Here is a 13,525-nt window from a genome sequence, read left to right as displayed (position 1 = left end):
CACGAAAGGGATTCCCGATGCACGCCGTTCTGGGGAAAAGCCTGTTCTTCGTCAAGGAACAGGTGGCGCTGTTCAAGGCTGCCAACGATTACGACATCCTCGACCCGGTCACCAACGCGGTCGTCATGGAATGCCGCGAGCCGAATCTCGGTTTCCTGACGAAGATGCTGCGATTCACCGACTACAAACGGATGACGCCGTTCCAGGTCGAGGTGCGCACGCCGGCCGGCCAGAAGGTGTTGACGGTCAAACGCGGCATTTCGCTGGTGCTCTCCAAGGTCGAGGTGCTCGACGAGAACGATCGGCTGGTGGGATATTTCAAGCAGAAGCTCTTCTCGATCGGAGGCCGCTTCGACGTGCTCGACACACGGGACGGCATCGTTTGCACACTGCAGGGAAAATGGACGAGCTGGGATTTCCGCTTCATGCAGGGCGACCGCGAACTGGCCAGTGTCTCGAAGAAGTGGGCCGGTCTCGGCAAGGAACTCTTCACGTCGGCCGACAACTACATGCTGTCGATCAACAGTACGGTCGCGGCGGACAATCCCGCGCGAATCCTCATCGTCGCGGCGGTGATGTGCATCGACATGGTGTTGAAGGAATGAGCCTGCGAGGTGCAACTATCGCAATGGCGTCTCGACGCCGGTCGGCGTCACCCGAGCGTGGCCGGGCGATGGCGAACCAAATGCGCCGCTGCGGGTTACACGAAGGTCAGTCTTGCAGGCGTACATTGAGTGCCTGCGCTCCAATCCGGTGACGAATTGTGAAGATCACGTTAGCAAGGAGCATGTCGTTCGTGTGCGCGCTTGGATTCGCATCCATTGCTGAAGCCCAGGCGGCTGCACCGCTCGATCTCTCTCTGCCCGCATCGAGTCATCAACCCGTTGCCCTTCCCTCTGGTGATTCCAGCCCCAGCAATCCTGGCAAGTACTACGGCGACGGAACCGACAGCGAAAGCCTGATCGACCGCACCACGGTTTCGGGAAGCGTCAGCTCCACGGTCGGCTATTCGAAGGCCTATGGAACAGGCTTCGGGACCAGCGCCGACATCAACCTCAGCACGCAGATGAAGAACGGCAACACCGTGAACATCAACGTCGGCGTTTCGCGCAGCGACGGTTTGCCGATATCCCGCTACGGCTACAGCGGTTATCGCTTCGGTCCGCGGTACTGACGAGCGCGAATGCCGTTTCGCGATCGCTCCGTCCTGCTGGTTGGAAACTCTCCTGCTGATCAACGCTCCTGATCGGTTGGCCGCATCAGGATCTCGTTGATGTTGACGTGATCGGGTTGTGACACGCAGAACACGATCGTGTTCGCGATGTCTTCTCCCTTCAGCTGACGCATCGATTCTGCCCACGTGTTGATCGCCTGCTGTGTCGGCGCGTGTGCGATGTGTTCGCGCAGCTCGGTCTCGACGATGCCCGGCTCGATCACCGTCACGCGGATGTTGTCCTTGTAGACCTCTTTTCGCAGCGCTTCGGAGAATCCAACCACTCCGAATTTCGTTGCGGAATAGGCGGCGCCGCCCGGGTTTCCGGTACGTCCCGCGGTCGAGGAAATGTTGACGATGTGACCGTTTCGGCGCTCGCGCATGCCGGGAAGCGCAGCCTGCGTCGCGGCAATCAATCCGAGCACGTTCACTTCCAGCATGTGCCTCCAGCGGCCGAGGTCGGCGGTTTCGACCGGCTCCAGATACATCACGCCGGCATTGTTGACGAGAATGTCGAGGCGACCGAACCTCGCTTCCGTTTCGTGCACTGCCCGGGCGGCCTGCGTTTCATCGGCGAAGTCCGCCACCGCCACCAGCGCTTCACCTCCGGCGGTGACAATCCTTGCAGCCAGCGCATCGAGACGATCGCGGCGACGTGCGGCAATCGCAACGCGAACGCCCCGTGCAGCGAGTGCAAGCGCCGTCGCTTCGCCAATACCGGATGACGCGCCGGTGACCAATGCCACGCATCCGTCGAGTCTGTCGTTCATCGCTGCGTACTCTCGATTGCCCAATCGCACACTGTAGCGCGATGCCGACATGGTCATCGACGCCGGCCGGGATTGGGGCGCCAACGCGGACATGGATTGCACGCACCGCGGCGGATCGCCCTTTCCGCGCGGCATTCGACCAAAGGCTAGTGCGCCGCGTCTTGACCGCCTTTCGCCAGCAGCCCAGTCTCGCCTGTCGATCTGGCACACAGTCTCGGGGGCGGTATGGATACGATGGCAGGCAAGGCGGGCTGGTTCGTGCTGGCCCTGATCGGAGCGTTCTGTCTCGGCACCATCGCGTTGCATCGTGGCGAAACCATCAACGCAATCTGGCTGGTCGCCGCGGCCGTATCGATCTTCCTGATCGCTCACCGCTTTTATGCACGCTACATCTCCGAGAAGGCCCTCGGTCTCGACCCGACGCGCGCGACACCGGCCGTGCGCCGCAACGACGGCCTCGATTACGTTCCAACCGACAAATGGGTGGTGTTCGGCCATCACTTCGCCGCGATCGCCGGAGCCGGCCCGCTGGTCGGACCGGTGCTTGCCGCACAAATGGGCTACCTGCCCGGCACCTTGTGGATCCTCGTCGGCGTCGTGTTCGCCGGTGCGGTACAGGACTTCATGATCCTGTTCCTGTCGCTGCGCCGCGATGCGCGCTCACTCGGCGAGATGGTGCGCACCGAACTCGGACCGACCGCCGGCGTCATCGCGATGATCGGCATCCTGATGATCATGTTCATCATCCTCGCGGTTCTCGCGCTGGTCGTCGTCAAAGCACTCGCCATCAGCCCATGGGGTACGTTCACCGTTGCGATGACGATCCCGATCGCGCTGTTCATGGGCATTTATCTGCGCTACCTGCGTCCCGGAAAGGTGCTCGAAGTCTCGATCATCGGGCTGGTGCTGTTGCTGTTTTCGATCTGGCTCGGCGGCAAGGTATCGCTCGATCCGGCGTGGGCCGGCATTTTCACCTACGACGGCAAGGCGCTGGCGTGGATGCTGATCGGCTACGGCTTCTTCGCGTCGGTGTTGCCGGTGTGGCTGCTGCTCGCGCCGCGCGATTACCTCAGCACCTTTCTGAAGATCGGCACCGTGATGCTGCTGGCGATCGGCATCGTGATCGCGATGCCGGAACTGAAGATGCCCGCGCTGACCAAATTCATTGACGGCAGCGGTCCGGTGTTTGCCGGCGCACTGTTTCCCTTCCTCTTCATCACGATCGCCTGCGGCGCCGTATCTGGCTGGCATTCGCTGATTGCATCGGGTACCACGCCGAAGCTGATTGCGAACGAGCGCGAAGCGCGCTTGATCGGTTACGGCGCCATGCTGATGGAAGCGTTCGTCGCGATCATGGCGCTGATCGCCGCGTGCGTGTTGCAGCCAGGTGTCTACTTCGCAATGAACTCGCCCGCCGCTCTGATCGGCACCACCGCCGATTCCGCCGCGCTGGCGATCAGCCAGTGGGGCTTCGTGTTGACACCGGACGTACTGATCCAGACGGCGAAGGACATCGGCGAAACGACGATCCTCTCGCGTGCAGGTGGTGCACCCACGCTCGCAGTCGGCATGGCGCAGATCCTCCACGGCATTTTTTCCGGCGACGGCATGATGGCCTTCTGGTACCACTACGCGATCCTGTTCGAAGCGCTGTTCATCCTCACCACGGTCGACGCCGGCACGCGGGTTGGACGCTTCATGATCCAGGAACTGGCCGGCCTCGCCGTTCCCGCATTGAAAAAAACCGAATCGTGGCCGGCGAACCTGCTCGCCACTGCGCTCTGCGTTTCCTGCTGGGGCTATTTCCTCTACCAGGGCGTCGTCGATCCACTCGGCGGCATCAACACGCTGTGGCCCCTGTTCGGCATCGCGAACCAGATGCTCGCGGCGATCGCACTGACCTTCGCCTGTGTCTGCCTGATCAAGATGAAACGCGACCGCTATCTGTGGATTCCACTGGTGCCGACCGTGTGGCTGGTCATCTGCACGCTGACGGCGGGCTGGCAGAAGGTGCTTGGCGATGATGTGAAGGTGAGTTTCCTCGCCCACGCGCGCAAGTATTCCGCCGCGATCGACGAGGGCAAGCTGCTCGCGCCGGCCAAATCGATGGACGACATGCACCGCATCCTCACCAACGACTACGTCGATGCAACGCTGGCGTCGATCTTCATGGTGCTGGTCGTCGCGGTGATCGTGTTCGGGCTGCGGTCGGCCATCGCCGCGCGCCGCTCCTCCGCCGCCACCGCGCATGAAACACCCTACGTTGCATTGGCGGGTGCGCGATGAGGCCCGTTGCGGTTGTCGAGTGCGCTCGCTCGGTCTGGGCACGCAGCGTACGCATCGCCCGCCAGATCATCGGCGTGCCCGACTACGACAACTACCTCGACCATCTGCGCAGGTTCCATCCGGAGCGTGCGCTGCCGACTTACGCCGAGTTCTTCGACGAACGCCAGCAGGCGCGCTACAAGGGCGGCGGCGGTCGCTGCTGCTGATCGTGACATCCGGGTGAACCGCTATGCTGCGTACTTCCGGCGAATCGGTGGACTCCTTGGATCAGCCTTCCAGCGTACCTGCGTCTTCGCAGGAGTCGATCGGCCTGCACCTGCGCGACTACGCGTGTGCGGAACTCGGCAGTTCAATCGCGCATCTTTCATGGCGCGGCGGACGTCTGCATGAGGGCGTGCACCTGGCGCGCAAGTCCCTCCGGCGGACGCGCGCGACGATCGAACTCGGTGGTTGCGCGCTCGGATCCGGCGCGTCGCTGATCGATCGCGAACTGCGGCGTGCAAACCGCAGCCTGTCGAAGCTGCGCGACGCGCATGCAACGCTGCATGCGCTCGATCAACTGGTCTCGCGCAATGCGGGAGACGAACACGCGCTGCAGGCACTTCGCCGCATACGAACGACGGCAGCCCGTGTTCGCGCCGCGTGCCTGCGTTCGGTGCTGGCCGGCGATCCCCGGTTGCAGGATCGCCTCGGCGTTCTGGCGATCCTGCGGGCCGCGCTGCCCGCGCTCGCATGGGCCGCCGTGGATCCGGCACTGGTCGAAGCCGCGATCGGTCGCACCCGTCTGGCCGCCGACGACGCGGGGGCGAAAGCATGCCAAAGCGGACGCGACGACGACTGGCACGCATGGCGTCGCCGCGCCCGCCGCCTGTCGCAGCAACAACGCGCGCGCGGTGACGTCATCGCGAAGAGCGCCGGCAAGCGCGAGAAGCGACTGGCGATCCTGCTCGGCGAAGCGCAGGACTACGCAATGCTGCGGGAACGCGCCGGGCGCAAATCGCCTTTCGCACGCGATGATCGCGACCTGCTGCGCAGCCTCGCGACGGACGCGATCGCCGATCTGCGCAAATGCGTGGCAAGAATCTCAACGAAGGAGCCGGCGGCCACGCCGAAGTGAATACCCGGAACGCCGATCCCGTCGTGCCGATCGAACGGACCGCCGTCCGCACGGCGTTTCGACGCACACCGTGGATGGTCGCGATCGCGCTTTCTCTGTGCGCGTGCATCGCGCACCACCCTTCCGTTCGCCCGGTCGCGCCGGCGCAGATCGATCGTATCGTCGAACGCCAGATGGACGGAGCCCGGGTGCCGGGACTCGCGATCGCGGTGATCCGCGATGGACGCATCGACTACCTCCACGCGTACGGTTCGCGCGATGTCCAAACGCTTCGGCCGCTGCAGACCGACACCGTGATGTACGGAGCGTCGCTGACCAAGGCGGCCTTTGCGTGGATGGTGATGCAGCTCGTCGACGAGGGCGTCATCGAGCTCGATCGGTCGATTGCCGCGATCCTTCCCAAACCCCTGCCCGACTACGAAAAATACGCCGACCTCGCCGGCGACGAACGCTGGCGCATGCTCACGCCACGATTGTTGCTGTCGCACCGCTCGGGCTTCCCGAATTTCCGGTTCTTCACCGCGAACGGGTTCGACGAGAAGGGCAAGCTGTATTTCGCATTCGATCCGGGCAGCCGCTACGGCTACTCCGGCGAAGGCATCAACCTGCTGCAGTTCGTGATCGAAACCGGCCTCGGCCTCGACGTCGGTCGGGAAATGCAGACGCGCGTGTTCGACCGCTTCGGCATGACGCGCACGGGAATGCTCTGGCGCGAGGATTTTGCCGGCAACCTCGCCACCGGCTACGACGAGGACGGCAAGCCGATTGCACACCGGGCGCGGCGTGGCGTGCGCGCTGCTGGCTCGATGGATACGACCATCGCCGACCAGGCGCGCATGGTCGGCGGAATGCTGGCGGGCGATGGCTTGAGCGCGGACAGCCGTGCAGAACGGCTGCGACCTCAGGCGCGGATCCGTTCGCTCCAGCAATTTCCAACGCTGTCCGAACGCACGACCACCGACAACGACGGCATCGCGCTCGCCACGGGGCTCGGCGTGATCGTCTACGACTCGCCACTCGGCAAGGCGTGGTTCAAGAGTGGACACGACGACGGCACCAACAACCTGATCCTCGCGTTTCCCGAAGCGAAAGCGGCACTGGTCATGCTGAGCAACAGTTCCAACGGCGAAAGCGTGTTCAGGGCCCTCGCCGACGAGTTGCTCGGACCCACCTGCTTTCCATGGTTCTGGGAGAACGACATTCCATTCGATCATCCGGAATGGAAGACACCGGCGGCGCTGGACCAGCCCCATCCACCGTGTGCGGCGCTCCCGCCCCTTCGCTGATCGCAGGCAACATCGATCGGTTGGAGCGCCCCACAAAAAATGCTTGCAGGCTTTTGGCGGATGACGTACAAATGTACGTATGAATTCCGCCCTGACCGCCAATCAGCAACGCGTGCTCGAGTGTATACAACGTCACCTGACGTTGTATGATCGGGCTCCGACGCTCCGGGAAATCTCGGAAAATCTTGGGCTTAGCAGTCATAGCTCAGCGCAGGATTACGTCGAGGCGCTGGTCCGCAAGGGCGCGCTCGAACGTTTGCCCAATCATCGTGGCCTGCGCTTGCCGCATCGCTCACGGGCGCCGGCAGCAACCCAACTTCCCCTCGTCGGGCGGGTTGCTGCCGGCAGCCCGATCCTTGCTGCCGAGAATGTCGAAGCCCATCACGGCGTCGACCCCGATCTGTTTCGTCCGCGCGCCGACTACCTGTTGCGCGTCGTCGGCCTCAGCATGCGCGATGCCGGCATCCTCGACGGCGACCTGATTGCTGTCCATCGCAGTGCCGTCGCCGATCATGGTCGCATCGTCGTCGCGCGCATCGACGACGACGTCACCGTCAAGCAGTTCGAACACCGCAACGGCCGCGTGCGCCTGTTGCCTGCCAACCCGGATTTCTCCCCGATCGACATCGATCCGGAACGCCATGCGTTCGCGATCGAAGGCCTCTATGTCGGCTTGATCCGCCCCGATGCGTTCGCATCGAAATTCCAGCGACGCGAGTAGGTTGCCATGTTGACTTCGACCTCTTTCGATGCGGCCGCATCGGCTTCCGAAGCCGTCGCTTTCGTCCACACATCTGCTCCGGTTGCCGTGCAGCCGGCGCGCGCTCCAATGCCGGCAGCCTTTCGCCCTTCGCGCAACGACGAAGCGCTTGCCGACGTGCTGCGTCATCCCGGCATCTGGCGTCGCGGAACCAAGCCTGCATCGACCAGCACCGCGCAATCGACCGGCTTTGCCGCACTCGATGCGTTATTGCCGGGTGGCGGCTGGCCACGCGGTGCACTCAGCGAAATCCTGATCGGGGAAGACGGCCTCGGCGAATGCAGTCTCGTGCTGCCGGCGCTGGCCGCGCTGACCCAGGCACGCCGGCGCGTCGCGCTGATCGGTCCTCCGTATGTTCCCTATGCTCCGGCGATGGTCGAGGCCGGGATCGATCTTTCCCAACTCGTGCATATCGACGCGGGCGCCACCGATACCCACTGGACCGCCGAGCAATGCCTGCGCGCCGGTTGCTGTGGCGCAGTGCTGAACTGGTTGCCACGCGCCGACTATCAGCAGTTGCGTCGCCTGCAGCTCGCCGCCGAAACCGGCGCAGCGATCGGGTTCGTGTTCCGGCCGCTCTCGGCGGCAAGCCAGGCGAGTCCTGCCGCACTGCGCCTTTCAATCAGTGCCAGCTCCGATGGTCCGCGCATCGACATTCTCAAATGTCGTGGACGACTCGGCGATACGTCCACCGCGATCCGGCTGCGCGCCTGATCGCATCGAGGCATGCGTGCTCTGGGCCTGCCTCCGGTTTCCGCAACTGGCGCTCGATGCATTGCGCATCGATGCGGACCTCCCCGCCCCCGGCGCGTCCGGGGCGGGGTCGTCATTCCGATCAACATCGGGATCCGGTTCTTTTCCACCCGTGGGCCCTGCCAAAGTAGGGCCTGCACCGATCGCGATCATCGACGGTCCGCTGCAACGCCGGCACGTGGTCATCGCAAATGGGGCGGCAGCAAAAGCCGGTGTCCGCGCAGGTCAGGTATTGGCCGCGGCACAGATGCTCTGCCCTCGTCTCGCCACAACGCCGCGGGATGAAGCCGCGGAACGGCAGACACTGGAATCGCTGGCTGCATGGGCGTACCGGTACAGCGCCGAAATCCATATCGCCGGACCCGACACGCTGTTCGTCGAAGTAGGCGCCAGCCTCGCGCTGTTCGATGGGTGGGCTGCGCTGGAACGGCGCCTGCGCCATGAACTGGTCGATCTCGGATTCGCCTGTTCGCTTGCCGCCGCGCCGACGGCTGCCGGGGCGCGCGTCCTTGCCACCCACCGTGACGGCATCACCATTCCTTCGCCATCGCAGTTGCCGACCGCGCTCGGCATCGTTCCGCTGACCTCCAGTGGCCTCCCGCAGAAAACAGTCGCGGCGCTGCAGGGCATGGGATTCCGTACGCTCGCCGATCTGTTCCGCTTGCCGCGTGCGGAACTGGGGCGACGCATCGGTGAAGATTCGCTCGACCATCTCGACCGGATGCGCGGCCTCGTCGGCGAAGCGTTGCCGCGCTGGCATCCGCCAAGTCGATTCGAGCGGCGGATCGAATTCAACTTCGGCATCGATACCCATACCGCACTTGCATTCCCGCTGCAGCGACTGATCCGCGAGCTGGCGCTGTTCCTCGTGACGCGCGATGGCGGCGTGCAGAAATTCTCGCTGCTGCTCGGCCACGAACGCGGCGCGAGCACGCGCGTCGAGGTCGGCCTGCTTGCGCCGCAACGCGATGCTGCTTCGTTGTTCGATCTCGCACGTGCGCGGCTCGAACGGATCGAGCTTGCCGCGCCGGTGCATGCGCTGGGGTTGATTGCCGACGACCTTCCGCCACTGTGCCCGCTGCACCAGGACCTGTTCGAGAATCGCCGCCGCGAGGAGCTGGACTGGCCCGCTCTTGCCGAACGACTGCGTGCGCGGCTCGGCGACGATGCGTTGCACGGCCTGGCCAGCGCGTCCGATCATCGTCCCGATCAGGCGTGGCGGTTCGTGGCCGCAACCGCCACCACTATCGTTTGCAGGAGCGGCTTCAGCCGCGTTGCTTCTGTCGTAAAACCCGTGAAGAAAGGAAAAGGCATCGCGGCTGAAGCCGCTCCCACAGAAGCCGCTCGAACAATGTCTCCCGCGGCCACGAACGAATCCGAAACGTCTCGACCCATTCCGCATTCCACCACAGTCACGAAATCGCGACCTTTCTGGCTCCTGCATCGCCCGATCGTGCTGCGCGAATCGTTGGCACGCATCCTGGCTGGTCCCGAACGCATCGAGAGCGGCTGGTGGGACGAACGCGACCAGCGACGCGACTACTACATCGTCGAAACGCGCCGCGGGCAGCGGGCATGGGCCTTCGTCGAAGCCGGGAAACGCGATGTGGTGAATGAAACCAATCGCATCGACATCGACGCCGCCTGGATGCTGCACGGCTGGTTCGCGTGAAGCCGCCCAAAGTGCCGCGACCGCCAAAGCCGCGTCGATTGCGCGCGCCGCTTGAACCCGATCTTCCGGAAGCGGGCATCGGCGACGACCCGCGTGGAGTGATGCACCGGATGTTGAAGCGCGAACTGCGCTACTCGTTGAGTGAATCCCACTCCATCCCGCGCCATTCGATTCCGCACATTCGGGGCATGCACACCCGCGCAGACGGCGCCGCCCCGGCTGTTGTGTCTCAGGACATGGAGCGGTCGAAGACGACGAATGCGGAGTCCGTGTGCGCCATCGATGATTCAACCGATGTCGCAACCGGGTACCCGCGTTATGCCGAGTTGCATTGCCTCACCAATTTCTCGTTCCAGCGCGGTGCATCGAGTGCACGCGAATTGTTCGATCGCGCCAAGGCCCAAGGCTACGCCGCTCTCGCGATCACCGACGAATGTTCGATGTCCGGCATCGTGCGGGCGCTCGAGGCGTCCGACGCCACCCGCGTCAAATTGATCGTCGGCACCGAAGTCCAACTCGCTGACGGACCGCGACTGGTGCTGCTCGCGACCGATCAGACCGGCTATTCGGACATCTGCCGATTGATCACCACCGGACGCCGCTGCAGCGCGAAAGGCGAATACCGGCTCGAACGGAAGGATGCGGAAGGCCTCGGCGAACAGGTGCTGGTGCTGTATGCGCCGAACGCACGATCCGGTTCGGATTCACCGGAGGAACGCGAATCGCATGCCGCATGGGTGTCGCGATGCTTCGGCGATCGCGCGTGGCTCGCGGTGGAGCTGCATCGCGGTGCGGACGATGCAAAGCTGCTGGCCGACCTGCAATCACTCGGCACCCGGCATGGATTGCCGCGGGTCGCTGCGGGCGACGTGCACATGCATGTTCGGCGGCGGCGCGCACTGCAGGATGTCATGACCGCGATCCGCCTGGGCTGTACGGTTGCCGAAGCAGGCAATGCGCTCTTTCCCAACGGGGAACGCCATCTTAGGAAGATCGAGGATCTCGACGCGCTCCATCCGCCCGAACTGATCGCCGAGTCGCTGCGCATCGCGGCGCTGTGCACGTTCGACCTGCACGGCATCAACTACGTCTATCCCCATGAGCTGGTTCCTGAAGGCCTGGATGCGTCCACCCATCTGAAACAGCTGACACGCAAGGGCGCTGCGACGCGTTATCCGCAGGGCGTCCCGGTGAAGGTCGCCGAGGTGCTCGACAAGGAACTCGCGCTGATTCGAAAGCTGAAGTACGAAGCGTTTTTCCTGACCGTGCACGACATCGTGCAGTGGGCACGAAACGAGCGCGGAATCCTTTGTCAGGGCCGAGGTTCGTCCGCCAATTCGGCAGTGTGCTACTGCCTCGGCATCACCGCGGTGAAGCCGGACGAAGGTCATCTTCTGTTCGAACGGTTCCTGTCCGAGGAACGCAATGAACCACCCGATATCGATGTCGATTTCGAACACGAGCGGCGTGAGGAAGTGATCCAGTACGTGTTCGACAAATACGGCCGCGAACGCGCCGCGCTCGCCGCAACCGTGATCAGCTATCGCGGCAAGAGCGCAGTGCGCGACGTCGGTCATGCACTCGGCATTCCCGACGACCAGATCGACAACCTCACCGGAATGTTCTCTCGCGTGCGCAGCGATCGGCCGCTTGAAGAATGGCTGCGCGAACGGGGATTCGATCCATCCAGCCGGATCCTGCACCGGCTGTTCCGGCTCGCCAACGAGATCCGCGGATTTCCACGCCATCTCTCGCAACACGTCGGCGGCTTCGTGATCTCCGAACATGCGTTGCATCATCTCGTTCCGGTCGAGAACGCGTCGATGCCCGACCGCACGATCATCCAGTGGGACAAGGACGACTTGGAGACGATGAAGCTGCTGAAGGTCGATTGCCTCGCGCTCGGCATGCTGACCTGCATCAGCAAATGCTTCCGCCTGCTGCACGAGCATCACGGAATCCCGCACGAGCTCGCATCGATTCCGCGCAATGATGCGGAAACGTTCGAGATGATCCGTGCGGCCGACACAGTCGGCGTGTTCCAGATCGAATCGCGCGCGCAGATGTCGATGCTGCCTCGACTGAAGCCGAGGGAATTCTACGATCTGGTCATCCAGGTCGCGATCGTGCGCCCGGGACCGATCCAGGGCGGGATGGTGCATCCGTACCTGAAGCGGAGGCACGATCCCGCATCGGTCGTGTACGAATCGCAGGGCATCAGGGACGTGCTCGAACGAACGCTGGGTGTTCCGATCTTCCAGGAACAGGTGATGGAATTACTGAAGGTCACGGCCGACTTCACCCCGGGAGAAGCCGATCAATTGCGTCGCTCGATGGCGGCGTGGAAACGGCGCGGTGGTCTAGAACAGTTCCGCGACCGCATCTTCGAAGGCATGAAGAAGAACAACTACACCGAGGAATTCGCCGAGCGCATCTACCAGCAGATCCAGGGCTTCGGCGAATACGGATTCCCGGAATCCCATTCCTACAGTTTCGCGCTGCTTGCTTACGCGTCTTCCTGGCTCAAACGTCATCACCCGGCGGTGTTCACGTGCGCGCTGCTGAATGCGCAGCCGATGGGCTTTTACCAGCCATCGCAACTGATCCAGGACGCACGCAATCACCGTGTCGACGTGCGACCTGTCGACGTGACGATCAGCGCCTGGGATTGCACTCTCGAACCGGTTGCCAAAGACGACAATCCTGCGGCCGTTGGAACCCCGACCATCTCACCCCCCGAACCGACGTCGAACAAGACCGACCTTTCGCTTCGTCTCGGATTGCGGCAGATCCGCGGGTTGTCGCAGGATCTGGCGGACCGTCTCGTCGGCGCACGCGGCGCCACCCCGTTCGCTGATGTCGCCGACATGACCCGACGCGCGCGCGTGACCGCAAGCGAGCGCGGCATCCTCGCCGATGCCGGTGCGCTTCAGAGTCTCAGCGGTCATCGCTATCGTGCGCGCTGGGAAAGCGCCGGGGCCGAGTTGCCGGCTCCGATCCTCGCGACAGCAACGATGCGTGAGGATGCGGTGGCGTTGCGCAAACCGTCGCTGCGCGAAGACGTGATGACCGACTACCGCACGCTCGGCTTGTCGCTGACCGGTCATCCGCTGGAGCTGGTTCGTGACGAACTTCTCCGGCGCCGGGTTTCACCCGCGTGTTCGACCCTCGATGCCGCCAATCACGGACGCACGCTTCGATGCGCCGGTCTCGTTACCGTGCGCCAGCATCCGGGCACCGCGAAGGGCGTCACCTTCGTCACGCTCGAAGACGAAACCGGCCAGGTCAATGTGGTGGTTTGGCGCGCTCTGGCGCAGAAGCAGCATCGCGTGCTGCTCGAATCGACGGTGATGGCCGTCGACGGCGTGCTCGAAGCCAGCGACGGCGTGCGTCACCTCATCGCGAAGCGGCTGCACGATTTCAGCGCGTTGCTACCGGAATTCTCGTTTGCGTCGCGTGATTTTCATTGAGCGACAAGCCCGGCAGTCACGACTTTGGTCGGAGCGGCTTCACCTACGATGCTCTGGAACGCGACAAGAAGCATGGCGGCTGAAGCGCTCCCACACGACGACGTGGCGTCAGCACAGTTGCATCGCATCGTCAGGGAAATCTGCTTCACAAAAAAACACGCGCTTCTCATTGACTGTGGAAGATTCGTTGGATCGTAT

Annotated in this window: 11 protein-coding genes; 10 read left to right on the top strand and 1 reads right to left on the bottom strand. The window is 63.5% G+C overall.

What is annotated here, in order from left to right; genetic code table 11:
* Positions 1 to 17: 17 nt before the first annotated feature.
* Positions 18 to 605 carry a phospholipid scramblase-related protein gene (locus ABIV12_RS14540; protein ID WP_348060563.1) on the top strand — a complete coding sequence of 196 codons (588 nt, stop codon included), beginning with the start codon at positions 18 to 20 and terminating at the stop codon, positions 603 to 605.
* A 182-nt stretch (positions 606 to 787) separates the two neighbouring features.
* A complete protein-coding gene (locus tag ABIV12_RS14535; RefSeq protein WP_348060561.1) occupies positions 788 to 1,174 on the top strand; it encodes a hypothetical protein in 387 nt (128 codons plus the stop codon).
* A 59-nt stretch (positions 1,175 to 1,233) separates the two neighbouring features.
* Here the strand turns inward: ABIV12_RS14535 and ABIV12_RS14530 are convergent, their stop codons facing one another.
* Positions 1,234 to 1,983 carry an SDR family NAD(P)-dependent oxidoreductase gene (locus ABIV12_RS14530; RefSeq protein WP_348060559.1) on the bottom strand — a complete coding sequence of 250 codons (750 nt, stop codon included), beginning with the start codon at positions 1,981 to 1,983 and terminating at the stop codon, positions 1,234 to 1,236.
* 234 nt (positions 1,984 to 2,217) lie between these two features.
* On the opposite strand from ABIV12_RS14530, the gene ABIV12_RS14525 reads away from it, so the two are divergent.
* The 8 genes from ABIV12_RS14525 to ABIV12_RS14490 all read left to right on the top strand — a co-directional run bounded on the left by ABIV12_RS14525 (position 2,218) and on the right by ABIV12_RS14490 (position 13,327).
* Positions 2,218 to 4,269 carry a carbon starvation CstA family protein gene (locus ABIV12_RS14525; RefSeq protein WP_348060557.1) on the top strand — a complete coding sequence of 684 codons (2,052 nt, stop codon included), beginning with the start codon at positions 2,218 to 2,220 and terminating at the stop codon, positions 4,267 to 4,269.
* Positions 4,266 to 4,475, top strand: coding sequence for a YbdD/YjiX family protein (locus ABIV12_RS14520; RefSeq protein WP_348060555.1), 210 nt, complete (start codon positions 4,266 to 4,268; stop codon positions 4,473 to 4,475). Before ABIV12_RS14525 ends, ABIV12_RS14520 begins: the two co-directional genes overlap by 4 nt.
* A gap of 56 nt (positions 4,476 to 4,531) precedes the next feature.
* Entirely contained in the window at positions 4,532 to 5,386 is an 855-nt protein-coding gene (locus tag ABIV12_RS14515) for a CHAD domain-containing protein (RefSeq protein WP_348060554.1), read from the top strand.
* The gene (locus tag ABIV12_RS14510) at positions 5,338 to 6,672 is read left to right on the top strand and encodes a serine hydrolase domain-containing protein (RefSeq protein WP_348060552.1); all 1,335 of its coding nucleotides are present in this window, start codon (positions 5,338 to 5,340) and stop codon (positions 6,670 to 6,672) included. The genes ABIV12_RS14515 and ABIV12_RS14510 overlap by 49 nt, the downstream gene beginning before the upstream one ends.
* Before the next feature lie 79 nt (positions 6,673 to 6,751).
* Entirely contained in the window at positions 6,752 to 7,393 is a 642-nt protein-coding gene (gene lexA, locus ABIV12_RS14505) for a transcriptional repressor LexA (RefSeq protein ID WP_348060550.1), read from the top strand.
* Between the two features lie 6 nt (positions 7,394 to 7,399).
* Positions 7,400 to 8,146 carry a translesion DNA synthesis-associated protein ImuA gene (imuA, locus tag ABIV12_RS14500; protein ID WP_348060548.1) on the top strand — a complete coding sequence of 249 codons (747 nt, stop codon included), beginning with the start codon at positions 7,400 to 7,402 and terminating at the stop codon, positions 8,144 to 8,146.
* A gap of 151 nt (positions 8,147 to 8,297) precedes the next feature.
* A complete protein-coding gene (locus tag ABIV12_RS14495; protein ID WP_348060546.1) occupies positions 8,298 to 9,857 on the top strand; it encodes a DNA polymerase Y family protein in 1,560 nt (519 codons plus the stop codon).
* Positions 9,854 to 13,327, top strand: a complete 3,474-nt coding sequence (locus tag ABIV12_RS14490; protein WP_348060544.1) for an error-prone DNA polymerase — start codon at positions 9,854 to 9,856, stop codon at positions 13,325 to 13,327. The genes ABIV12_RS14495 and ABIV12_RS14490 overlap by 4 nt, the downstream gene beginning before the upstream one ends.
* Positions 13,328 to 13,525: the final 198 nt, after the last annotated feature.

Source organism: Dokdonella sp., assembly GCF_039926425.1.
Lineage (GTDB): Bacteria > Pseudomonadota > Gammaproteobacteria > Xanthomonadales > Rhodanobacteraceae > Dokdonella_A.
This window is presented reverse-complemented; position numbering and strand designations above follow the sequence as displayed.